This is a genomic window from Thermotalea metallivorans (assembly GCF_001562415.1).
GTDB lineage: Bacteria > Bacillota > Clostridia > Peptostreptococcales > Thermotaleaceae > Thermotalea > Thermotalea metallivorans.
In genome coordinates this window covers 136,949-160,935 of sequence record NZ_LOEE01000030.1, presented here as the reverse complement: position 1 = coordinate 160,935, position 23,987 = coordinate 136,949, and the positions used below count along the sequence as shown (strand labels likewise).

At 40.2% G+C, this 23,987-nt stretch carries 26 protein-coding genes; 3 read left to right on the top strand and 23 right to left on the bottom strand.

The features are described from left to right. Window positions 1-168: 168 nt before the first annotated feature. The 10 genes from acpP to AN619_RS07295 form a co-directional block, all read right to left on the bottom strand. A complete protein-coding gene (gene acpP / locus AN619_RS07340) occupies window positions 169-399 on the bottom strand; it encodes an acyl carrier protein (RefSeq protein ID WP_068556068.1) in 231 nt (76 codons plus the stop codon). Window positions 400-431: 32 nt separating this feature from the next. Beyond that, window positions 432-1,175 carry a 3-oxoacyl-[acyl-carrier-protein] reductase gene (fabG, locus tag AN619_RS07335; protein WP_068556067.1) on the bottom strand — a complete coding sequence of 248 codons (744 nt, stop codon included), beginning with the start codon at window positions 1,173-1,175 and terminating at the stop codon, window positions 432-434. Window positions 1,176-1,188: 13 nt separating this feature from the next. Then, on the bottom strand, window positions 1,189-2,139 hold the full coding sequence (gene fabD / locus AN619_RS07330) for an ACP S-malonyltransferase (RefSeq protein ID WP_068556066.1): 951 nt from the start codon (window positions 2,137-2,139) through the stop codon (window positions 1,189-1,191). Window positions 2,140-2,151: 12 nt separating this feature from the next. Next, window positions 2,152-3,096 (bottom strand): enoyl-[acyl-carrier-protein] reductase FabK, encoded by a 945-nt coding sequence (fabK, locus tag AN619_RS07325; protein ID WP_068556065.1) that lies wholly within the window; start codon window positions 3,094-3,096, stop codon window positions 2,152-2,154. 20 nt (window positions 3,097-3,116) lie between these two features. Then, window positions 3,117-4,118 carry a beta-ketoacyl-ACP synthase III gene (locus AN619_RS07320; RefSeq protein ID WP_068556064.1) on the bottom strand — a complete coding sequence of 334 codons (1,002 nt, stop codon included), beginning with the start codon at window positions 4,116-4,118 and terminating at the stop codon, window positions 3,117-3,119. Beyond that, window positions 4,108-5,118 (bottom strand): phosphate acyltransferase PlsX, encoded by a 1,011-nt coding sequence (plsX, locus tag AN619_RS07315; RefSeq protein ID WP_068556063.1) that lies wholly within the window; start codon window positions 5,116-5,118, stop codon window positions 4,108-4,110. Before plsX ends, AN619_RS07320 begins: the two co-directional genes overlap by 11 nt. Window positions 5,119-5,131: 13 nt before the next feature. Next, window positions 5,132-5,698 carry a transcription factor FapR gene (gene fapR, locus AN619_RS07310; RefSeq protein ID WP_068556062.1) on the bottom strand — a complete coding sequence of 189 codons (567 nt, stop codon included), beginning with the start codon at window positions 5,696-5,698 and terminating at the stop codon, window positions 5,132-5,134. 151 nt (window positions 5,699-5,849) lie between these two features. Further along, window positions 5,850-6,029, bottom strand: a complete 180-nt coding sequence (gene rpmF / locus AN619_RS07305; protein ID WP_068556061.1) for a 50S ribosomal protein L32 — start codon at window positions 6,027-6,029, stop codon at window positions 5,850-5,852. Between the two features lie 13 nt (window positions 6,030-6,042). Next, window positions 6,043-6,549 (bottom strand): YceD family protein, encoded by a 507-nt coding sequence (locus AN619_RS07300; protein ID WP_068556060.1) that lies wholly within the window; start codon window positions 6,547-6,549, stop codon window positions 6,043-6,045. Window positions 6,550-6,690: 141 nt separating this feature from the next. Then, entirely contained in the window at window positions 6,691-7,884 is a 1,194-nt protein-coding gene (locus AN619_RS07295) for an acetate/propionate family kinase (protein ID WP_068556059.1), read from the bottom strand. A gap of 288 nt (window positions 7,885-8,172) precedes the next feature. Between AN619_RS07295 and AN619_RS07290 the strand changes: the two genes are divergently transcribed. After that, on the top strand, window positions 8,173-9,408 hold the full coding sequence (locus AN619_RS07290) for a nucleotidyltransferase (RefSeq protein ID WP_068556058.1): 1,236 nt from the start codon (window positions 8,173-8,175) through the stop codon (window positions 9,406-9,408). Window positions 9,409-9,566: 158 nt separating this feature from the next. On the opposite strand, the gene AN619_RS07285 is transcribed toward AN619_RS07290, so the two are convergent. Further along, the gene (locus tag AN619_RS07285; protein WP_242867344.1) at window positions 9,567-10,379 is read right to left on the bottom strand and encodes a ZIP family metal transporter; all 813 of its coding nucleotides are present in this window, start codon (window positions 10,377-10,379) and stop codon (window positions 9,567-9,569) included. A 384-nt stretch (window positions 10,380-10,763) separates the two neighbouring features. On the opposite strand from AN619_RS07285, the gene ylbJ reads away from it, so the two are divergent. Next, window positions 10,764-12,074 carry a sporulation integral membrane protein YlbJ gene (gene ylbJ, locus AN619_RS07280; RefSeq protein ID WP_068556057.1) on the top strand — a complete coding sequence of 437 codons (1,311 nt, stop codon included), beginning with the start codon at window positions 10,764-10,766 and terminating at the stop codon, window positions 12,072-12,074. A gap of 440 nt (window positions 12,075-12,514) precedes the next feature. Here ylbJ and AN619_RS07275 read toward each other — a convergent pair whose 3' ends face one another. The 7 genes from AN619_RS07275 to AN619_RS07245 form a co-directional block, all read right to left on the bottom strand. Then, window positions 12,515-12,964 (bottom strand): ATP synthase subunit B family protein, encoded by a 450-nt coding sequence (locus AN619_RS07275; protein WP_068556056.1) that lies wholly within the window; start codon window positions 12,962-12,964, stop codon window positions 12,515-12,517. 24 nt (window positions 12,965-12,988) lie between these two features. Next, window positions 12,989-13,465: a pantetheine-phosphate adenylyltransferase gene (gene coaD, locus AN619_RS07270; RefSeq protein ID WP_068556055.1), complete on the bottom strand. Its 477-nt coding sequence runs from the start codon at window positions 13,463-13,465 to the stop codon at window positions 12,989-12,991. A 2-nt stretch (window positions 13,466-13,467) separates the two neighbouring features. Beyond that, window positions 13,468-14,016 (bottom strand): 16S rRNA (guanine(966)-N(2))-methyltransferase RsmD, encoded by a 549-nt coding sequence (gene rsmD, locus AN619_RS07265; RefSeq protein WP_242867346.1) that lies wholly within the window; start codon window positions 14,014-14,016, stop codon window positions 13,468-13,470. A gap of 337 nt (window positions 14,017-14,353) precedes the next feature. Further along, on the bottom strand, window positions 14,354-14,560 hold the full coding sequence (locus tag AN619_RS07260; protein ID WP_068556053.1) for an alpha/beta-type small acid-soluble spore protein: 207 nt from the start codon (window positions 14,558-14,560) through the stop codon (window positions 14,354-14,356). A 141-nt stretch (window positions 14,561-14,701) separates the two neighbouring features. Beyond that, on the bottom strand, window positions 14,702-16,765 hold the full coding sequence (gene recG / locus AN619_RS07255; RefSeq protein WP_068556052.1) for an ATP-dependent DNA helicase RecG: 2,064 nt from the start codon (window positions 16,763-16,765) through the stop codon (window positions 14,702-14,704). A gap of 53 nt (window positions 16,766-16,818) precedes the next feature. Beyond that, complete coding sequence (locus AN619_RS07250) at window positions 16,819-18,435, bottom strand: DAK2 domain-containing protein (protein WP_157064944.1); 1,617 nt, start codon at window positions 18,433-18,435, stop codon at window positions 16,819-16,821. Window positions 18,436-18,453: 18 nt separating this feature from the next. After that, complete coding sequence (locus AN619_RS07245) at window positions 18,454-18,810, bottom strand: Asp23/Gls24 family envelope stress response protein (protein ID WP_068556051.1); 357 nt, start codon at window positions 18,808-18,810, stop codon at window positions 18,454-18,456. A 240-nt stretch (window positions 18,811-19,050) separates the two neighbouring features. Here AN619_RS07245 and rpmB point away from each other — a divergent pair, with 240 nt between their 5' ends. Further along, window positions 19,051-19,242, top strand: a complete 192-nt coding sequence (gene rpmB / locus AN619_RS15585) for a 50S ribosomal protein L28 (RefSeq protein WP_083525024.1) — start codon at window positions 19,051-19,053, stop codon at window positions 19,240-19,242. A gap of 131 nt (window positions 19,243-19,373) precedes the next feature. Here the strand turns inward: rpmB and AN619_RS07240 are convergent, their stop codons facing one another. The 5 genes from AN619_RS07240 to pknB form a co-directional block, all read right to left on the bottom strand. Further along, window positions 19,374-19,553 carry a hypothetical protein gene (locus AN619_RS07240; protein ID WP_068556050.1) on the bottom strand — a complete coding sequence of 60 codons (180 nt, stop codon included), beginning with the start codon at window positions 19,551-19,553 and terminating at the stop codon, window positions 19,374-19,376. 296 nt (window positions 19,554-19,849) lie between these two features. Next, window positions 19,850-20,485: a thiamine diphosphokinase gene (locus tag AN619_RS07235; RefSeq protein ID WP_068556049.1), complete on the bottom strand. Its 636-nt coding sequence runs from the start codon at window positions 20,483-20,485 to the stop codon at window positions 19,850-19,852. Window positions 20,486-20,497: 12 nt separating this feature from the next. Next, window positions 20,498-21,157, bottom strand: a complete 660-nt coding sequence (gene rpe / locus AN619_RS07230) for a ribulose-phosphate 3-epimerase (protein ID WP_068556048.1) — start codon at window positions 21,155-21,157, stop codon at window positions 20,498-20,500. A 2-nt stretch (window positions 21,158-21,159) separates the two neighbouring features. After that, window positions 21,160-22,035 carry a ribosome small subunit-dependent GTPase A gene (rsgA, locus tag AN619_RS07225; protein WP_068556047.1) on the bottom strand — a complete coding sequence of 292 codons (876 nt, stop codon included), beginning with the start codon at window positions 22,033-22,035 and terminating at the stop codon, window positions 21,160-21,162. Then, the gene (pknB, locus tag AN619_RS07220; protein WP_068556046.1) at window positions 22,028-23,971 is read right to left on the bottom strand and encodes a Stk1 family PASTA domain-containing Ser/Thr kinase; all 1,944 of its coding nucleotides are present in this window, start codon (window positions 23,969-23,971) and stop codon (window positions 22,028-22,030) included. The genes rsgA and pknB overlap by 8 nt, the downstream gene beginning before the upstream one ends. Window positions 23,972-23,987: the final 16 nt, after the last annotated feature.

The window sequence follows — 23,987 nt, the reverse complement described above, 5'->3', positions numbered from 1 at the left end:
GGGACTTTGCCTCCGGCTTCCTTCAGATTCCACCTCACGATGGACACCCTTGCCTTTGGCTAATGGTTCCCACTGCCAAGCCCATAGCGGACTTTCACCGCCAAGTTACTGCCCATGCCGGGCGCACTTGGATTGAGTCCCGACATTCATGTCGGGACTCATGAAGAACTATCTATTTTCTTCAATATAATTGGCAATATCGCCAATATTTCTAAATTTCTCAGCTTCCTCGTCGGGAATTTCCACCCCAAACTCATCTTCAAGGGCCATAATAATTTCAACGGCATCTAAGGAATCTGCCTCAAGATCTCTCATCAAAGAAGTCTCCGGTGTAATATCCTCGGTGCTGTCAAGTCCCAACTGCTCAGCAATAATCTCTACCACTTTTTTAAATACCATGTACTTTTCACCTCCTCCCGTGGCATGGAAATTTACATTACCATACCGCCATCCACGTGGATCACTTGTCCGGTAATATATCTTGCATCATCGGAACATAGAAAAGCTACAACATTGGCCACGTCTTCCGGTGTGCCCAACTGCCTCATGGGAATACTGTTCAACAGTGCTTCCTTTACCTCATCGGATAGCACATCCGTCATTTCCGTTTGGATAAATCCGGGGGCAACCGCATTGACATTGATTCCTCTGGTTGCCAACTCTTTCGCCACGGATTTGGTAAAACCGATGATTCCTGCCTTTGAAGCCGCATAATTTGCCTGACCTACATTTCCCATTACACCTACCACCGATGCAATGTTGACAATCTTCCCGCTTCTTTGTTTCATCATTTTTCTGCTCACTGCCTTTGTACAGTTGTATGTACCTTTTAAATTGATGGCCATCACCTGATCCCAGTCTTCATCTTTCATTTTCATCAACAAAGTATCCCTTGTAATCCCCGCATTGTTCACAAGTATATCGATAGTAGAAAACTTTTCCTCCACTTCTTTCATCATGTGTTGCACTTGTTCTCCGTCAGATACATCTGCCCTGATAGCAATGGCTTCCCTACCCATTTGCCTTACCAATGCAACCACTTCCTCAGCCTTGTGGGGTGTACTGGTATAATTGATTGCAATATTTGCACCTAATTCAGCCAATTTCAAAGCAATGGCCCTGCCTATTCCCCTAGAACCTCCTGTGATCACAGCCGTTTTGCCTGACAAGTTCATTTTTTCCCCCTCCTTATTTGCCTGAAAGATTGGCAATCACATTGTCCAGTGATTCTCTATCTTCCACATTATAAATATTAACATCTTTTTTAAATTTTTTACCGATTTTCTTAATGAACTGGCTTAGGGACTTTCCCGGTCCAATTTCCACAAATATATCTACGCCATCCGCCAGCATTCTTGCCACGGTATCTTCCCAAAGTACGGATTTGCTTACCTGCTCCACCAACAGTTCCTTTACAACAGATCGATCTCGATAATAGTCTGCATTGGCATTGGCGATGACTGGAATGTTAAAATCGTGTATAGGTGTATGGGCTAACGCAAGGGACAATTTTTCCCCCGCAGGGATCAGCATGGAGCAGTGAAAGGGCGCGCTTACCGGTAAAATTACAGCTTTTAATGCCCCCAGTTCCTTGGCAAATGCACATGCCTTCTCCACCGCTTCCACTTCCCCTGAAATGACGATTTGCCCAGGGCTGTTAAAATTTGCTGCCTCTACGATACCATAGGATTTCGCCTTTTCCAGGGCCTTATCTAAATCTTCCCTTTCCATTCCCAAAATCGCAGCCATCGTACCCTTTCCCAGTGGAACAGCTTCTTGCATATACTTTCCCCTTTTCTTTACCAGGGCAACAGCATCTGCAAATTCCAAAACCCCCGCTATCACAAGGGAGGCATATTCACCCAAACTCAGACCTGCTGTTACGTCCGGCTTGATCCCTTTTTGCTCTAAAACCTTTGCCATAGCAATACATGTAGTTAATATGGCCGGTTGGGTATTTTCAGTCTTTTTTAGTTCCTCTTCCGGTCCTTCAAAACACAATTTTTTCATATCATAGCCAACAGCCTTGCTAGCTATTCCAAATATTTCATCGGCTATCTCAAAATTTTCCACGATATCCTTGCCCATACCTACATACTGTGCTCCTTGGCCGGGAAAAACAAAAGCAATTTTTGACATCTCATTCACTCCTTATCTCATTGCGGAATGCATTGCTATAAAATGCTCCTTTGCCTCTCTCACCATGCTTTCAATAATTTCTCTGCAACCCTTGACATCTTTGATAAGACCGGAAATTTGGCCTGCCATTACGGAACCATTGTCAACATCTCCATCCACAACGGCCAGCCTTAACCTGCCTGCACCCAAATGTTCCAACACTTCAGGACCGGCTCCGGCTTTTTCAAGCTTCTCAAACTCTTTCGACAATTTATTTTGAATCACCCTAACGGGATGTCCCGTACTTCTGCCTGTTACCACCGTGTCCCGATCCTTCGCCTTTAACACAACCTTCTTATATTTTTCATGGGCTGTGCATTCTTGGGAACATATAAATCTTGTTCCTACCTGCACCCCCTCTGCCCCTAAGGCAAATGCCGCCAGCATGCCTCGCCCATCAGCAATGCCTCCGGCAGCAATTACAGGAATGCTTATGGCATCCACTACCTGAGGAACCAAAACCATCGTTGTCAACTCACCGATGTGGCCCCCGGCCTCCGTCCCTTCTACGATCACTGCATCGGCACCTATTTTTTCCATTCTCTGAGCCAATGCCACGGAAGGGACTACGGGAATAACTTTTGTATGGATACTTTTCAGCATGGACATATATTTGCCAGGATTCCCTGCTCCTGTTGTAATTACAGGAACTTTTTCCTCCACTATCAATGCCATCATCTCATCGACAAAAGGAGACAAAAGCATTATATTGACTCCAAAGGGCTTTTCCGTCAGTTCCCTTGTCCTTCGAATTTCTGCGCGGATGATATCTGCAGGGGCATTTCCCGCTGCAATGATCCCTAAACCTCCTGCATTGGAGACAGCAGCAGCCAGCTCTGCCGTAGAAATCCATGCCATCCCTCCTTGGAGAATGGGATACTGGATTCCTAACAATTGACATATCCTCGATTGAATCATAGTTACACTCCCTAACAAATTTACTTATTCCACTTGATAACACTGGCCCCCCAGGTGAGCCCCGCACCAAAACCCACCATGACCACCAAATCGCCTTTCTTAATTTTTCCTTGCTTTACTGCCTCATCGAATGCCACGGGGATAGATGCGGCTGACATATTTCCGAATCTGTCCAGATTAACATGAACTTTATCCATAGGAAGTTTTAACTTTTTGGCAGCAGCTTCTATAATCCGTATATTGGCTTGGTGGGGCACAAGGTAATTTATATCATCAACGGTATACCCGCTTCGGTCTATGGCTTCTTGAGATGCCCTATTCATGATGCGTACCGCAAACTTAAAAACTTCACTGCCATCCATCTTTATGTAATGAAGATTTTTTTCTACAGATTCTACAGTAGCAGGTATTCTGGAGCCCCCTGCAGGCATGGTCAAAAATTTTCCCCCTTCTCCGTCTGATCCCATATAGGCAGAAAGGATTCCCGTCCCTTCCTCTGTGGGACCAAGCACGGCAGCTCCTGCCCCATCTCCAAATAAAACACAGGTGTTTCTGTCTTTCCAATCTACAATTTTGGATAATGTTTCAGCACCGATGACCAACACTTTTTTATACATGCCTGTAGCAATAAACTGTTTTCCAACGGTCAGGCCATAAATAAAGCCGGAACAACCTGCCTCCAGATCGAAGGCAGCCGCATTTTGGGCCCCAATATTCCTTTGAACAATACAAGCCGTAGATGGAAAGTTCATATCGGGCGTAACCGTTGCTACAATAATCAGATCAACCTCTTCTGCCTCTGTGTCAGCATCCTCTAACGCCCTTAGAGCAGCCTTTGTAGCCAAATCTGAAGTGGCTGTTTTTTCATCGGCTATGCGTCGAGTGTGGATTCCCGTTCTAGTAACAATCCATTCATCCGTTGTTTCTACCATTTTTTCAAGATCATGATTGGTTAATACCCTCTCGGGCAAATAGCTTCCCATGCCTAGAATTCCCACTGCATTGAAATGATTATTCTCCATTTCCTTCATCTCCTATTTTCTTAATTTCTTCTGCAATCATCTGGACAACTTCCTTCTCAGCGAAAGTCTTTGCCTGCCGAATGGCATTTTTTATGGCTTTTCCATTGGAACTCCCATGGGCCTTGATCACTGCCCCGTTGACACCCAACAAAGGAGCCCCACCATACTCAGTATAGTCTAGGGTTTTTTTGAATTCTTTCAAAGCAGGCATCAGGAGCGCTGCTCCCAGTTTGTTTACAATATTTTTCGTGAATTGTTCCTTTAGCATGGCCATCATGGTCATTGCCACCCCTTCCGTCAGTTTTAGGATGACATTTCCTACAAACCCATCGCAAACAATCACATCTACAATTCCTTTCGGCAAATCCCTTGCTTCCGCATTTCCTACAAAATTCAAGTCCTGTTGATAAAACAGTTGGCGGGCTCCCCTGATCAAATCTGTTCCTTTTCCTTCTTCGGTTCCTATATTTACTAAACCAATTGTCGGATTGGCCTTTCCCAGTACCTTTTCCGTATAAATAGCTCCCATCAAACCGAATTCCAACAGATTTCTGGGCTTGCATTCCGCATTTGCTCCTGCATCCACCAATAAGGATATTCCTTTTTGCGTGGGATAAACGGATGCAATAGCCGGTCGATCAATTCCTTTGATTCTTCCTATTTTAAATATACTTCCTGCCAAAAGGGCCCCTGTATTTCCGGCCGATACAAAGGCATCGGCAGTCTTCTCCTTTACTAAATTCAGTCCTACTACCAAAGACGAATCCTTTTTCGTTCTAATTGCCTGAACAGGCTTATCCTCATTGGTAATCACTTCCGAAGCATGATGAATATGCAGCTTGGTTCGATCCACGGGATATTGTTTTAATTCTTCTTCCAATTGCTCTTGGATTCCCACTAATATCACTTCGATGCCGAATTCTTGCACAGCATCTACGCAACCTTTCACAATTTCCTTCGGCGCACGATCGCCACCCATGCCATCAACAGCAATTCTCATGGACATATCCCCCCTATTCTTCCCCAATAGAAACCAAAATAAATTTTCCTCGAAATACCTGTTCTTGCTTTACATATATCTTTACATGAACAAAGTACTTATTCGCCCTGATGCGTACTACTTCCGCCTTTGCAACCAACTTATCCCCTGCGAAAACAGGGATGCGATATTTCATATTGGCCACTCCCGTAAGAGCCACATCGGCATCGATTACTGCCATCGCAAGGGATTCAGCCATAGCAAAAATATGATGTCCCCTCACAATCTTTGTTTTGGTAAAGGCCATATCTTCTGTAGTTTCCAATATAGAAATGCCGCTCTCATTTAAATTCAAATCTATGATTTCTCCAACAATTTCTCCTTTTCCAAGACTTTTTACTTTCGAATAATTCCTGTCTGCAACCTGTTTAATTCTTTCACGCAGTTCCGGAATCCCCAGCTCTAATCTATCTAAACGAATGGTTTGAATGCTCACATGAAAATATTCACATAATTCTTCATCCGTGACAAAAGGATCATTTTCCAGCTTTTTTAGAAGCTCTGCTTGACGCATTTGCTTCTTCATTTTCTTCCGGGACATTCAACTCACCTCTTTAGTACTAATATTTAGTACCTGATACTAATATTAAGTATATATTATTTGTATCCTATAATCAACCACTTTATGAAGGAAATTTATTAGCTCAAAAACAAAAAAATAGTAATGATGAGATCATCATTACTATTTCCAACTATTGAACCTTTACTACTTCCTTGTCATGATAGAATCCACATGCCTTACATACTCTGTGTGGTAATTTCGGCTCATGACATTGCGGACACTCTATGATATTAGGGCTTGTCATTTTAATATTTGCTGCTCTTCTTTTATCTCTTCTTGCCTTAGAAGTTTTGCGCTTAGGTACTGCCATTATTTCCACCTCCTTAACCTTGTTGTAGCAAATCTTTTAATTTAGCAAGTCTAGGGTCAATCTCTTCTATTTTACAATTGCACATTTCAACGTTGAGATCTCTGCCACAGACTGAACATAAACCTTTGCAATTTTCGTCACAGACAACCTTCATCGGTAATGATGCAATCAGGGTATTGCGGATAATTTCAGAAATATCAATCATTTCATCCACAACGGGATAACTGTCCTCCATTTCCTCATCATCCATTCTGCCTGTCCCGAATTGAGCATAAACTCTCTCTTTGATTTCCCGCTGAAATCTTTTCAGACATCTGGCACAATGAAATTCAACTATACCTTCAACAGTACCGCTGATAAAAATTTCATTATCCACCTTTAATATTTCTGCTTTCAATGTAACAGGTGTAATAAATGCAACATCATCGCCAAAATAACCTATATCCTTAATCTCTTCCTTTGCCTCAATGTTTATTTTGTTTTTCTGCCCTGCAATCACTTCTCGAATATTGACTTTCATTTATTTCACCTCATCATATCGACAGATTTTATTATACAAATGGCGAATCTATTTGTCAAGCTAAATTACTTGATACCTGTGAATTTATTATCTATTTATATTATTTATAAAAGGTAGGAGCTTCATCCTACCTTTTATAGACTACTTTAATAATTCTTGTGTATCCCTTGCAATCATCAATTCTTCATTGGTCGGAACAACAAGTACTTTTACTTTTGCTTCATCTGTACTGATAATTGTTTCTTTTCCTCTTACATTATTTTTGGCAGGGTCTATCTGGATGCCCATAAATTCTAAACCTTTGCAGATCTCTTCTCGATTAGATGGAGAATTTTCTCCCAAGCCTGCCGTAAATACTACCACATCTACGCCGCCCATCACTGCCGCGTAAGCTGCAATATATTTTTTCACGCGGATGTTGAATTTGTCAAGCGCCAGTTGGGCCCTTTCATTGCCTTCTTTTGCGGCAGCTTCTATATCCCTAAAGTCGCTGCTTACTCCTGAAATACCCAGTACACCTGATTTTTTATTTAATAAATTATTCATTCCTTCAATATCTAAATTTTCTTTTTCCATAATAAACGTTACAATGGCAGGGTCAATATCTCCGGAACGGGTTCCCATAGCCAATCCTTCAAGGGGTGTAAAGCCCATGCTTGTATCTACGGATTTACCGCCATTGATTGCTGCTAAACTTGCCCCGTTTCCTAAATGGCATGTAACGATTTTTAAGTTTTTGATATCTCGGCCCAGGATTTCTGCAGCCCTCTGGGACACATATCTATGGCTTGTTCCATGGAATCCGTATTTTCTTATGCCGTATTTCTCATACAGCTCATAGGGTAGGGGATAGATATAGGAAGATTTGGGCATTGTTTGGTGAAAAGCCGTATCAAATACGCCTACCATCGGCACGTTAGGCATCAATTCCTTACATGCAGTAATTCCCATCAAATTTGGCGGATTATGGAGAGGCGCCAAATCAATGCACTCTTCTAATGCTTTAATCACTTCATCATTGATAATCACAGAACCGCTGAATTTTTCTCCACCATGAACTACCCTGTGCCCTACAGCAGCAATTTCGCTCATATCTTTGATCGCACCGTGCTTTTCATCCACAAGGGCATCCAATACTAAGGATAAAGCTACCTTATGATTTTCCATCGGTTGTTGGATCAGTACCTTATCTTTGCCCTCAATCTCATGTTTTAAGACAGATCCTTCAATTCCGATTCTTTCAACCAGTCCCTTTGCCATCACCCTTTCATTCGTCATGTCGATCAGCTGATACTTCAATGAAGAGCTGCCACAATTGATTACTAATACCTTCATTTGTATAACCTCCTAAATAATTTTATGACAAAATATTTTTCTATAAAAAATCTCTTTTTCCTTTTTTAAAACCCTTTTTTATTATAAAATAATTTGAGAATTTTGCAAGTTTCTATCGAAATAAAACAAAATAAATATATATTACTTTGATATTATTGGCAAAATTTCATAATATTATAAATAGCATATGTTCTCCCTGCCCAACTTTTCCATCGGCTTTACGTTGCGACAGGTCATTTATTTTTGAACTGTATTTTGTTTAATTTTCATATTTAGGAGGAGTTTTCCGTGAAAGTTCTCGGTCTCATTACCGAATATAATCCTTTTCATAATGGTCATAAATATCACTTGGAGGAATCAAAAAGGATCACAGGGGCAACCCATACCATCGCTGTAATGAGCGGTAATTTCCTGCAGCGAGGGGAGCCGGCCATCACGAACAAATGGTTTCGGGCAGAAATGGCTGTCCGGGAAGGAATAGACCTGGTGATTGAGCTACCCTTTGCATATGCCTGCAATAGTGCTGAGTATTTTGCCTTTGGGGCTGTTTCTTTGCTTCATCATCTGAATATCGTAGATTTTCTCTGTTTTGGCAGCGAAGAAGGAAACATGGAGAAATTAAAAAAAATCTGTCGAATTCTTGTTCAAGAACCGGAGGATTATCAACAATATCTGAAACAATTTTTATCCCAAGGCCTCCCTTTTCCTAAAGCAAGGGAACAAGCCTTAGCCCGGTACTTTATGGATGAAAGCATAGGCACCCTTCTTCAATCTCCCAACAACATTCTAGGTGTGGAATACATAAAATCCCTCTTAAAACTGAATAGCCCTATTCAGCCCTTTACAATAAAAAGAATCAAAGCGCCTTATCATTCTAGAGAAATCATCCATGACATCTGTAGTGCAACGGCAATCAGAAGCTATCTATCTTGTGCCGATTGTGATATTCGATCTTTATCAAAAGTAATGCCTCCCGGTAGTTTCCATGCTTTTGCAAGGAGTCTTGAAACCGGTTTTGGCCCTATTCGCTATTCTGATTTCGATACCCTTATCCTCTACAATCTGCGTAGAATATCTACAGAAGACTTAAGGAAAATTCAAGATATCGGAGAAGGTCTGGAAAATAGAATCAAGGCTGCTGCCATAAAATCAACATCTGTCCATGAACTTTTCAGTGCAATCAAAACTAAAAGATATACCATGACAAGGCTGCAAAGAATATTGATTCATTCCCTATTGGGCCTGCAGAAGAATCATGTTTGCTCATTCAATAGATCCGGAGGAGCTCAGTATGGACGCATACTGGCTTTTTCCCAAAACAGCGGCGAACTGATACGGGTGTTGAAAAAAAAATCCGCAATACCTATCGTCACCAATATCAACAAAGAATCTTTAACGACAGATGTTGCAAAACAAATGCTGGCTTTCGATCTTATGGCAACAGATATCTACAGTCTAGCTTATCCAAAGATGGAGAATCGCAGGGGTGGCTGGGACTATTCTCAAAAACCGTTTATTCTCTAAGGAAGCGACAACAACTTTTATTGAGAATGCTCCCTTCTTCCCTTTATATACAATTCGACTTTTTTCTTTTTGTTCCGGTCTGCCCTATGCAAAATGTTGAAATATGTTGAAATTATGCCATTTCCCAGGAAATTTAAAATCAGATGCTCATCAGCCAATCACCCTAAAGCTACATCCAATACCATCATTACCGCAAACCCAAGCATAGTTCCTATGGTAGAAATATCCGTGTTTTTCTCTTGTTGTGATTCCGGTATCAATTCTTCAACGACAACAAAAATCATTGCCCCTGCCGCAAAGGACAAAGCATATGGAAGTATAGGCTTCATTGCCACCACAGCAGCAGCCCCTATGACTCCAGCCATTGGCTCAACAACCCCCGACGCTTGACCGTAAACAAAACTTTTCCATCTGGAAAATCCTTCCCTACGCAACGGAATTGATACGGCTGCCCCCTCAGGAAAATTCTGTATACCGATTCCCAAGGCCAAAGCAACAGCTCCGGCCAAGGAAGCCGATGGCAGGTTTACAGCCAAAGCCCCAAAGGCTACACCTACGGCTAAACCTTCCGGTATATTGTGTAAGGTAATGGCAAGGATCAATAGCACGCTTCTCTGCCAGCCTGTCTTGATTCCTTCCGCTTCCGACATGGGCAATCCGGCATGAAGGTGGGGCAACAATTTATCGACCAGCCAAAGAAAAAAACCTCCGGCTAAAAATCCCGCCACTGCCGGTATCCATGGAGGTATATTCCCATCTTGAGCCATTTCAATAGCAGGTGCCAGCAGAGACCAATAACTGGCAGCAATCATAACCCCCGCTGCAAATCCCAACATTCCATCCAAAACCTTTCTATGGATGGATTTAAACAAAAAAACCAAAGCAGATCCCAGAGCAGTTACGAACCAGGTAAAAAGGGTTGCCAATAATGCTTGAATTATCGGATTTTGCTGTGCGAACCATTGTATCATTCTATCTTTTCCCCCTATTATTTTATGATGATATACAGATATACAACTTTGGAGTTTTATTCATCCAAAAAGTTATATTTCTTGAATAGCAGTTCGTCGCCAGTTATCAGTTACCGGCTGCCAGTACTGGTGACTTGATGACTGGTAACTGGCAACAAAACATTTGCTACATAAAAAGTTTATCCTCATAAGGGCATAAATCAAACTTAGCGTTGTTTTACTATTCGATTGAATTTTAGAATTGTACTTTTATATTATACCCACTTTTTTGGGAATGACCCACGATATTTGTAACCTAAAATTTTTTATAGCCAGTACCTCCAGGAATAAATGAGCTTTACATCCATATATATATCATATATATGACTTTTGAGGGGGAAAAATATGATACTGATTTTGCTGGCAGTCTTGGTCCTTTTATTTCTCAAGGCAAAATATAAAGAACTATTCCAAAAAATAATCCATCTGTTCCTAATCTGCACCGTTCTTCTTCTGGTGATAAGTATCATCTTTTTTCCTAAAGAAGCCCTGCAATCTGCCAGAAACGGCGTAGATACATGGTTTCATATTGTCTTGCCCTCTTTGCTGCCTTTTTTCATCGGTGCTGAATTGCTCATTCGTTTGGGGGTTGTTCATTTTATAGGGGTATTGCTGGAGCCGGTGGTCCGGCCTGTTTTTAATGTTCCCGGAGAAGGATCCTTTGTTTTGGCCATGAGTCTTACTTCCGGATACCCTGTAGGAGTAAAACTTGCATCGAAGCTTAGGCAAGAAGGTATTTTTACAAGGGAAGAAGCCCAAAGAATCATATCTTTTTGCAGTACTTCCGGCCCCTTATTCATGCTTGGGGCTGTTTCCGCCGGGATGTTCCATAATCTGCAACTGGGAGTGATTATTGTTTTGGCCCATTACCTGGGAGCTATTGCCACTGGCATTATTTTTAGGTTTTATCCATCCAATGACCCAGGGAAGAATCACATAACACAAAGAAGCTCGAATTTTTCATCGGCTTTTCAAGAGTTGTCTAGAGCCACCGCCAGACAAAAAAAACCCTTTGGTCTATTATTGGGAGAATCCGTTAGAGAATCAGTAGAAACACTGTTGGCAGTGGGCGGGTTTATTATTTTGTTTTCTGTGATTATCAGGCTATTCACGATTCTGAAGGTTATTTCATTTTTATCGAGCTTGCTGCACCCAATTTGGTTATTTTTTCATATCAACAAGGATATACAACAGGGGATTATCAGCGGCATCTTTGAAATAACCATTGGTTGCAAGTTAATCTCTGAAGTCCAAAATATATCATTCATGCAGCAGGCCGTCATTACCACAATGATGATCTCTTGGAGCGGCTTTTCCATCCATGCTCAAGCCGCCAGCATGATTCATAGTACAGATGTAAGCGTAATGATATACATATGCTCAAAACTACTCCATGCAATTTTGTCTGCCGTCTTTGCTCTCTTTCTGGTTCCTTTCTGTCAATTTAGTTTCCATCAGGCAAATATGCCTGTCTTCCTCCATCCTGGTGCACACTCCGCCATAGGAACCTGGAAGGACAAAATTCTGTTTTCCTCTGAGCTGTTTGTCGTCATTACCGTTACAATCATCATCTTCTCTATATTCGTTCATATCTTTCATAGCAAATGCACGAAGATTTTCCATAAAAAAATGAAGGGTAAAGATCATTTTAACTAAAAAAAGCACCGGTTCCTTCCATTTGGAAACGGTGGTTGTCTGTAAACAGGATATAGATACCTTGATGGTAAAAATATTCATTGTTAAGACAAGCGTGCAAAACACAGCGCTAAAGTAACAATTACAACGTTAGCATCAATGTTATTTTTTTAGGTTTTTCAGCTCCTCTAGAAGTCCCAAATACGTAATTCATTGTGGAGTATCATTTAGAACGTCATCCTCATCAATGCCCCGATATAGCATTATTTCTTTATTCAACAAATCGTTATTACAATATATTAGTTTCTATAGTTTTGCACTTTTTAATAAAGCTATTGAAAATGCTAAATTTTTATTTTTATAGCAAATGGCTTGAAATCAATCCTTTGCAAAAAGTGCAAAACTTAAGTAAAATAAAAAGTTGCCAAAATGAATAATATTCTCCAGATCAAGCCTATGAATCATCCCTTCATTCCTTTCAATTCTTTTCTGTTCTGTTGAATAGTAGCCGCTAACTTATCGAGATTTTCTTCAAGACCTGCCAACAATTCATCGGCATATTGTCTTGCACCTATGCGAATTTCTTTCGCATGGGCCTGGGCTTGGGCGATAATTTCCTCTGCCCTTTTTTGTGCTTGCTTTGTAATCTCATCTTTTTCTACCATCTCCTCAATATGTAAACGGGCATCCTTCATGATGGCTTCTGCTTCCTGTTGCGCATCAATCAAAATTCTTTGCCGTTCTTCTTTAATCCACTGGGCCTGTTTTACTTCATCGGGCAATTGAATCCTGATTTCTTTGATAATATCTAAAATTTCCCCTCGATCCACTAAAATTTTCCCGGCAAAGGGTATGGTAGAACTGCTTTCAATAATATCTTCCAGTTCGTCCAACAGCCTTAATACGTTCATATAATTCCCCCTTATTTGACAGCATCATTTTATTTTTTTTCTCATCGCTTCCAATACTTCATCAGGAACTAACCCTTTGATACAACCATGAAATTTAAAAACTTCCTTTACGAGGCTAGAGCTTAAATAGGAGTACTCACTGCTCGTCATCATAAAAATTGTTTCTACTTCGGGATTCAGTTTTCTATTCATTAAAGCCATTTGAAACTCATATTCAAAGTCAGATACGGCTCTTAGCCCTTTTACGATACTGTTCACATTTTTTTTGCTTACATACTCTGCCAGAAGGCCTGAAAAACAATCAATCTCTATATTCCCAATATCTTCCGTCACCTTTCGCAGCAACTCCAATCTTTCTTCAACAGAAAAGAAAGGCGTTTTATTTGGATTATGCAATACGGCTACGATAATTTTGTCAAATAACTTTGATGATCTTTTGATAATATCCAGGTGGCCATTGGTAACGGGGTCAAAGCTGCCCGGATATACTGCAATTTTCATGCTTATGCCTCCTCTGAATAGATGGATATGTTTGTATTTCCATATCGTCTATCTTTTCTCTTATGCAGTTTTTCTATCATTTCAGGCAATTGATCTTCTGGATCATGTTCTACCACGATCATGCCCTCAGGCCGCAACAGCAGGTTATTTTGAATTTCCTGTATGCAAGGAATAATCAGTCCTTTTGCATACGGCGGATCTAGGAATATTATATCAAATTTTTCATTTTTTAAGGCAAGTTCTTTTAATGCTTTTATGGCATCGGAGAATAAAATCACACTTTGATCCAAAAGTCCTAGATTCGAGATATTTTCTTTGATAATAGAAATACTTTGTTTATTATGATCTACAAAATAGGCTTTTTTTGCACCTCTGCTCAGTGCTTCAATCCCTAAGCTTCCTGTCCCCGAAAATAAATCTAAAACCATGCTGTCCATGAGATAGGGATGAATCATACTGAAAATTGATTCTTTTACCCGATCTGTTGTGGGCCTTGTATTCAGGCCATTGGGTGCTTTCAATTTCCTTCCCTTCAATTGTCCGGCGATCACTCTCAAAACTGTCCCTCTCCCTTCGTTAAATATATTTTAGCACACATGTAAAATATAGACAAAAAAATATTGCAGATTTCCACCTGTGACTTGTATAATCTTTATCATCCATACACATATTATAGATAAGCACATTAAATATCATTCCCCTTATAGCTCTTCCTTCATTTCTCCTCTCCCAATACTGGTGATTTTTCACCAGTATTTTTAAATGGTTCAAAGAGTATCTGACTTCATCATACATAGGATTTCTGTCTGTGCAAAACCGTAATTTTTTTGAGATATAAATAATAAAGAAGAGATGATTTCACCTCTTCTTTATTATTTATATGATTTTCTATCTACCTGCCATTTGTCTTTCAGCCATTTCAACTAATCTCTTTGTCATGTATCCGCCTACATAACCGTTTTGTCTGGCTGTCAAGTTTCCTTTGTCAACTGTTTGATAGTTGCTTAATCCCAGTTCGCCAGCAATTTCAAGTTTCATTGAATCCAATGCTGCTTTTGCTTCTGGAACTACTTTTCTGTTTGTGCTTCTTGCCATCGTCTTTTCACCTCCTGTTGTTTGTATTATTAATTTAACCGATTTCTTTTTTTTTAGTCTAGTAATTTTTTCATGTTATGTAAACAAATTCAATCCTCAAATAAAAAAACTAACGGAAAATAAAAAATAAACGGCAGTCTCTTACAAACTAATTCCGCCGAAAACGTTTTGAAACTTTTCCATCAACTTTTTTCTTAATAACTGATTTTTTTCCAAGGATAAATTGGAATCTTCCTTTAAAATCAAATTTACTTCCTCTTGAACTTGTTTTAAAATCTTTACATGCCGAAACAAATTGGCGATTCTCAATTCCGGTATACCATGCTGCCTAGTCCCAAAGAATTCGCCGGGTCCCCTTAGCTCCAAATCCTTTTCTGCTATCATAAAGCCGTTGTCCGATTGTTCCATGATTTTCATTCTTTCTTTGGAATTTTTACTTCTGCTATAATTGACGAGAATACAATAGGACTGATGTACTCCCCGTCCAACCCTGCCTCGAAGCTGATGCAGCTGTGCCAGCCCAAATCGCTCGCTGTTTTCGATAATCATGACAGAGGCATTGGGGACATTTACCCCTACCTCTATGACAGTGGTAGAAACCAAAACATCGATATTTCCTTTTTTAAAATCAGCCATGATGGTTTCCTTCTCATTGGATTTCATTTTGCCATGGAGCAGGCCCACGCAAAACCCCTTCAAGTAAAGATTGCTTATTTCCTCGTAAATCTCAAGAGCTGATTTTGCTTCAATGCTCTCCGAATCTTCAATTAGGGGGCAAACAACATAAACCTGCCTTCCTTCTAAGATCTGCTTCCTGGCAAAATCATAGACCTCATCCCTTTTTTCCTCCTGGATGCATATGGTTTTAATTTTTTTCCTTCCCGGCGGTAATTCATCAATCGTCGATATATCCAAATCTCCATAGAGAATCAATGCCAATGTTCTAGGAATCGGTGTAGCCGTCATCACCAATATGTCCGGATTGACGCCCTTATTGGAAAGCATGGCCCTCTGCCGAACGCCAAATCTGTGCTGTTCATCGGTAATGGCAAGCCCTAGATTATAAAAGGCTACATTGTCCTGAATCAATGCATGGGTGCCAATGATAATATCAACTTCCCCCTTCTCGATTCTTTGCAGAATTTCTGCTTTCTTCTTCTTTTGGACGCTGCCGGAAAGTAAAGCTATTTTCACCCCGAAGGGTTCCAACAAATCTTTCGCAGCCTGTGTATGCTGCTCGGCCAATATTTCTGTAGGAGCCATCAGTACACCCTGATAACCGCTCAAAACGGCCTTATATAAAGCTGCCATGGCAATAATGGTCTTTCCGGAACCCACATCTCCTTGAACCAGACGATTCATGGTTATCTTTTGCTCCATATCATTTTCAATTTCCTTCCAAACCCGTCTTTGGGCATTTGTCAATTGAAAGGGCAGAGCATCTATCCACTGATAAAGTTCCGGTGTCTTCCGAAAAACGATTCCATCCTGTTTTTCCATGCACTTATGCTTTGTCAAAAGCAAACCAAGCTGCAAAATCAACAGTTCTTCAAAAATCAGCCGGTATTTTGCAATCTTCAAATGCCGAGGTGATTGAGGAAAATGGATATTTTTTATGGCATATTGAATATCGCAAAGATAATTTCTATGCATTGTACTCGAAGGTAAATACTCTGTGATACGGCATAAGGAATTCATGATTATTTGCTGCTGTAATGAAATAAAATCATTTTGTGATAATCCTTCAGTCAGTCCATAGATAGGCACAATGCGTTCGAATAGACAATGCTCTTTATCCTTTGCAAAGGCATAATCCGGATGAAGGATTTGCATTTCTCCATAGACAATCTTGATTCTTCCGTTTAAATAAACGGTGCTGCCAACGGGGAAAGATTTTTGAATAAAGGGTGCATTGTAAAAAATGGCATAGGCAACACCTGTTTCATCCTTCACCGGTACCTTATAAATATGAAGGCCTTTCCGAATGAATATTTTCTCAACATTTCCCCACACCGTCACTTTTACAGAAGCCTTTTCATCAGAACACAATTCTCTGATTTTTTTAATAATTCTTCTATCCTCATATTCTCTGGGAAATGTATAAAGCAGGTCTTCCACAGTGTCTATGCCTAATCTTTGAAATCGTTTGTATTTGATAGGACCTACCCCTTTGAGAAACTGGACTGGCTTTTTCAGTTCCTCCACTTTTCTTCACACCCCTTCCCATAAACAGAATAGGAAACGGTTGAATCCATTTCCTATTCTACAGAAAATATATAATAATATAGCGGCTGGCCACCATAGTAAACTTCTATTTCAACGTCCTCATACATTTCCGCAACCTTATCAGCAAGTTGCTGTGCCCTGTTCCCATCAATATCTTCTCCATAAAAAATTGTAAGCATTTCTGCATCTTCTGAAATCATATCTTTTAAAAGCATGAATGATACTTCATCCACGTGGGTGCCTACCCTTTTGATTTCCCCGTCCTGCATACCTAAAATATTGCCTTTTTTAATTTCAATGTCATTCCAATGGGTATCCCTGACAGAATAGGTTACCTGCCCTGTTTTCACGCTGTTTATGGCCTTGGTCATGGCTTCTCTGTTCTCTTCAATGCCTTCCTCGGCGTTAAAGGCCAATACTGCAGCAATTCCCTGGGGTACCGTCCTCGTAGGAATGACGATAATATTTTTTTCACTCAATTCCTTGGCTTGATTTGCTGCCATAATGATATTGCTGTTGTTGGGAAATATAAAAATATTTTGAGCTGATATCCGATCAATGGCTTTTTTAATATCCTCTGTACTGGGGTTCATGGTTTGCCCCCCGACAATAATCTCATCCACATTCAAATCTTTAAAAATATCTGTTAATCCTTTTCCCATGGTTACGGCGATCATGCCATATTCCTTTACTGTTGAGGTTTCGTGGGCATTTTCTCCTTCAAATATTCTGTTCTGATGCTGATGTCTCATGTTATCAATCTTAATATTGATTAATTCTCCCAGTTGCAAGCCTTTTTCGATGATTTCTCCCGGATGATTGGTATGTATATGAACCTTTACTAAATTTTCATCTCCTACAACCAGCATGCAATCCCCGTAACTGCCTATGGCCTCTTTGAAATTTTCAATTTCAATGTTTTTTCCTCTGATAATAAATTCTGTGCAGTAGCCAAAATGAATTTCTCCTTGCTCCTCGATGCCTTCATGCTCTATGACTTGTACATTTTCTGGGATTTCCACAACTGTTTCCTTATTGGCCACAGCTTCATAAAATCCCTTCATAATAAATATGAGTCCTTTACCGCCCGCATCTACTACACCCGCTTGTTTTAAAACTTTTAGCATGTCCGGTGTTTTCATTAAAACGCCCTCGGCATGTACGATAACGTTTTCCAGAAATTTCTCCATATCATCTTCCCGCTTTGAAAGTTCAACTGCTTTCTCCCCTATCTCTCTGGCAACGGTTAAAATCGTTCCCTCAATAGGTTTCATCACAGCCTTATAAGCAGTATCCGATGCATTTTTCAATGCCAAGGCTATATCCGCCGTGGTGAGCTTCTCCTTTCCCTTGCACCCTTTCGCAAATCCTCTAAACAATTGGGATAAAATAACGCCCGAGTTTCCCCTTGCCCCCATCAAGGACCCGTTCGCAGCAGCTTCTGCAATATCTTCAATCTTAATGTACTTCACATTTTGCACTTCCTTTGCTGCTGCATTCATTGTTAAAGCCATATTGGTGCCTGTATCACCGTCCGGAACAGGGAAAACATTTAAGGAATCCACTGTATTTTTATTTGCTTCCAGTGAATTTTTTGCTTGCATAATCATTTTCTTAAGCAATATCCCATCAATATGTTTAATTTTCAAAACCAGTTCCTCCTTAAATTACTTTTCTACTCGAACTCCTTGGACATTGACATTTACTTTTTTTACATGCATGCCTGTCATATTCTCAATATTGTACTTCACTTTTTCGATAATATTGCTGGCTACAGCAGAAATATTGGTGCCAAATTCCACGATAATAAATAAATCTATCACAATTTCATCATTATCGGTAGATACTTTTACTCCCTTGGTCATGTTTTCCCTTTTTAGAAGTTCCACCAGTCCGCTGGCTGCTGATTTTGTCGCCATCCCAACAAGACCATAGCATTCCATGGCTGATATGCCGGCAATGGATGCAAGGACTGCATTATCAATATATATACTTCCAATTTCATTGTCCAGTTTCGCCACCATGTTTTAACCTCCCTTTGAGAAATTTATCGAAATAGGATATCCGGCTCACAAAACATAAAATATATAATATATTCTATATGAATTATTTCCGAGATTCAACTGAAATCATACAACAATGCTACATATTGCAATCCTTCTTTATGGAATATTTTATCTCAATGCTTGCACATAATACCATAAATGTGGTAAAATAATTATGTTTTTAGCAAATGGTATAATCACTCGAAGGAGGTGTAATATATGTCAAGAGCATGCGACGTATGCGGAAAAGGTAGAATATCCGGAAATAGCGTAAGTCACTCCAATCGTCATACTAGAAGAGTGTGGAATGCTAACATAAAAAAAGTAAAAACGATGGTAAACGGTTCTCCAGCAAGAATCAACGTATGTACTAGATGCCTTCGTTCAAACAAAGTTGAAAGAGCTATTTAGCTTAAAAAGCCTACCTTTTCCGGTAGGCTTTGTTTGGCTTGAGCATTTCAGTGCCGATCAGGCAGTTGAAAGAAATAAGTTGAAAATAAAAAGTTACAGCCTATCAGCCATTCACCAGCAGCGATGATATGCTAGCAAATAAATAATTTATATCCTGCATAAATTAAAGCCAACCCGAATAAAACCATCCAGACGCTATAAGGTAGAAATATTACGGCAATAATCGCAAAACCGATTGTAAGGAGGATCAGTCCCAGAATCTTTTTATCAATTCTTCGCCAAAAATAGTGGGGATATCTTCTCCTTCCCATAATTTATACGCCCCTTCTAAAAAATTTTAAACAGCACGAGCAGAAAGCAGAGAATCAAAAAAAACAATATTCCGTACCATACCCAAAGAGGAATAATCTCAATAAGTATAATGGAACCGATGAGTGCCAGCAGAATGCCCAGTATTTTTTTTAGCAAATGTGGTCTTCTCAAAATATCACCCCATTCAAGGCCCTTCTGAATTGATAAGGAACTCCATCATGGTAATAGCTATTATCATGATATTCCCACAGCACTCATTTTGACACAAAAAAACCTCCACCATTTTGTGAAGGTTTTAGTCCTTTGCTCTTATTACCAAAAGATTTCCATTTTTGACGGATATCTTCCCCTTTGTCTCCTTGAGACGATTGCTGATGCCCAAAGATGTCCCCATCTCAAGGGTTGCATCATCCAACGGATACTCAAAACCTGTCAGTAAAATTCCTTCCACCTTCTCGCTGAAAGGAATCAAAGAAATATATTCCCCCTCTTTTCCTTCTAATGTAATCCCATCATTAATTACAAATATCTCATTATGTTCATTGACAATCCTGCCTTGAATCCCTTGATTTGCCAAGGCTAATAACAATGTAATATTGGCCAAGGTATGATCCATTCGGCTGCCTATGCAGCCTAGAAATATGATCTCACTGCATTTTTGAGTTAGGGCATATTGAAGGGCCAATTCTGTATCTGTATGATCCTTTCTGACAGGAAATTTATAAAACACAACATCTTTTTCCTGGAAATATGCCATAACTTCCTCATCCATAGAATCAAAATCTCCTACAATCACATGGGGACATATATTCATTTGAAGCAGATGCCTTGCAGCACCGTCGGCACAGATGACATAATCACTTTCCAGAATCATCTTTTTGGCTCCTTCATAGTCGAAAATATCACCGTTTGATATAATGACACACTTCATATATACCTCCAGTTACAGACAGTTCAGTTTCTTTCGAAACAGCCGTACGGTCTCTTCAATAGATTCTGTATGAAAAATTGCTGACCCGGCAACCAAAATATTTGCTCCAGCCTGTACAACCTCCCTAGCATTATCCAGTTTTATTCCCCCGTCCACTTCGATATCAATTGCCAGATTTTTCTCATGGATCATTTGCTTTAAAAACCGAATCTTTTCTAATGCTGAAGGGATAAACTTTTGCCCGCCAAAGCCTGGATTTACGGACATAATCAAAACCATATCCAAGTCGGCCAATATATATTCGATAGAATTCAAGGGTGTTCCCGGATTCAAAGAGACAGCAGCCTTAATTCCATGGGCTTTTATGCTTTGAACGGTTCTATGAATGTGATGGCACGCTTCCACATGAACAGTTATGATATCGGCCCCTGCCTTGACAAAATCAGAAATATATCGATCAGGATTTTCGATCATCAGGTGTACATCAAAAGGGAGACGGGTTTTTCCCTTGAGGCTCTCCAATACCAAAGGCCCGATGGTAATATTGGGTACAAAGTGGCCGTCCATTACATCCATATGGAGCAAATCTACCCCTGCCTGCTCTACCTTTTTTATATCCTCCAAAAGATTGGCAAAATTTGCAGACAATATAGAAGGTGCAATTTTTACCATAGCTAATACCTCCTCGATTGCATAATCTCTTCATAGAGCTGCGTATAACTTTCATATCTCGACGGATATATCTGATGGTTTTCTAGGGCTTTCTTAATGGCGCAACCCGGTTCGCTCAAATGCTTACATCCGTTAAATTTGCATGTTCCTATGAAATCATGGAATTCTCTAAACAAATATTGCAGCCCATCGGCTTCAATAAAATCCAGATGCAAAGAGCTGAAGCCGGGAGTATCCAAAACCCATCCTCCAAAATCCAACGCCAATAGCTCCACATGTCTGGTTGTATGTTTTCCTCTCTCAATTTTTTGACTTACTTCTCCCGTTTGAAGCTTCAAATTCGGTTGAATGCTGTTTAAAAGGGAGGATTTTCCCACACCGGAAGGGCCCGCAAAAACAGTAATTCTATTTTCCAATCGCCCTTTCAAATCTTCTATTCCTATATTTTGTTTGGTACTTGTCATAATAACTTCATAACCGATCCTTCTATATATGTCTGTCAAAGAACACAAATCTTCATGCTGAGCCAAGTCCATCTTGTTCAAGCAAATGGTTATATCAATTTCTTGGCTTTCTGCTAAAATAAGAAATCGATTCAACAAGGATAGATTGGGCTCCGGTTGGTGAACGGCAAATACCACCACCGCGTGATCTACATTGGCCACAGGCGGCCGGATCAACTCTGTTTTTCTGTCTAAAATTTCTTCTATCACTCCTTGCCCGGAGAGCCCATCCACAGTGATTTTTACGCAATCTCCCACCAGGGGTGTAATTTTTTCCTTTCTGAACTTTCCCCTTGCCTTGCATTCATAAATTTTATCTCCTGTATTCACATAATAAAATCCGCCAATCCCTTTCACAATGGTCCCATCAATCATAGGTAGACCCCGTTTCAAAATCAATTTTCACCGTGTCCACCGGTATATCATCAAAATATACTTCAATTACTGCTCTGCCCCTGCCTTCGATGACAATGCTTTGGCTTCCTTTTGATTTACGATGGGTAGCCTTGTAAATTTCCGTAGAAATACCATTTTGCTTTTTAAGAATGCGTAGCACAAATTCTTCTCGCTGTGCCCTTTGGAAATTGATCATCAGAGAAACGGGCTTCATTTGCAGCTCATCTTCTTCTGAAGGCTGCCCCACATTTTCAGGTCCTTTGCTGACCACCAGATCCACCACTCTTTTTTCCTCTACTTCCGTCCCAGCAGGAATACTCTGGCTGATCACTCTCCCCTTTTCCACCCTTTCATCCGATTTATAATCTACGTTTCCTAGGATCAGATTTAAAGTTTCTAGCATCTTTTTGGCATCTTCAATTTTTTCTCCAATAAGGTTAGGCATCAGTACCAGCTTGGTTTCCGGTCCCTGACTGACCACCACATTCACTTCCGTATTTTCCGGAACACTTTTCCCTGCCTCAGGACTTTGACTGATGACAATGCCGATAGGCAGCGTGCTATATTCATATTTCACGATTCCACCCTTTAATTTTGCATTTTCCAAAATAAAATCGATTTCATTCACCATTCTGTTTACCAAAGTCGGTACCTCTGTCATTTTGGGACCCTTGCTGATGATTAAACGAATGGGATATCCTGCTTTCACAATTTCTCCGGCCTTTGGATCTTGAAACATAACTTGTCCCCGTTCAAATTCCGAACTGTACTGCTCTTGTCCAAGCTCTACCTTTAACCCTAAGTTTTCCAAATTCTCCTTGGCTTCCTCATAGGATTTTCCGATCACACTGGGAACTGTTTTTTCTTGAGCAATAAATATATCCTTCAGATAAAACATGCCTCCAATAAATAGAAGGGCCAGTACAAAAGCAGTGGCAACGGCTCCCCAAACGATCCATCTATGATTATTTTTCCTTTTGGGCTTTAATTCTGCATAGGATGTCTTATTTTTCAACGGTTCTTTTTCCTTAATCACGGGAATCATTTGGGTAGGACTGTCATCATCCTCATCAAACTTTACAAAGTTTCCCATAGGCTGCTTTAGGGCTTGATTTAAATCTTCCAATATTTCCTTAGCACTGCTGTAGCGCTTCAATTGATCTTTTTGAATCGCCTTCATAATAATATCTTCCAGGGCCTTCGGGATCTCTTGATTGATCAAAGTCGGCGGTATAACATCCTCATGAATATGCTTTAAAGCGATAGAAATAGGACTTTCCCCCTCAAAGGGCAGTCTTCCCGTCGCCATTTCATACATAACGATACCCAAGGAATAAATGTCAGATTTCTCATCGATATAGCCCCCCCGTGCCTGCTCGGGTGAAAAATAATGGACAGATCCAATGACATTGCCGGTATTGGTGACCGTAGAGGAAGTCACTGCTCTTGCAATACCAAAATCCGTAACCTTTACACGACCGTCGTCCGTAATTAAAATATTGTGGGGCTTGATATCCCTATGAACAATATGATTGCTGTGGGCATGATGAAGTGCTAAAGAAATTTGCTTGGCAATATTGATTGTTTCTTCGGAACTTAAAGGTCCTTTTTCTTTAATCATCTGCTTTAATGTTTTCCCTTTGACATACTCCATCACGATATAATAAATATCATGATCATCGGTCCCCACATCATATATATTGACAATATTGGGATGGGATAAACTGGCAGCCGCTTGGGATTCTCTTCTAAATTTACCGATAAATTCTTCATCGCTGGTAAACTCCGGCCTTAATATTTTTACGGCTACATATCTATTCAACAGCTGGCATCTGGCCTTATATACTAATGCCATTCCACCTCCGCCAATCTTTTCTATAATCTCATACCGGTTTCCCAATATTTTTCCTATCATTTTATCACCTCGATTC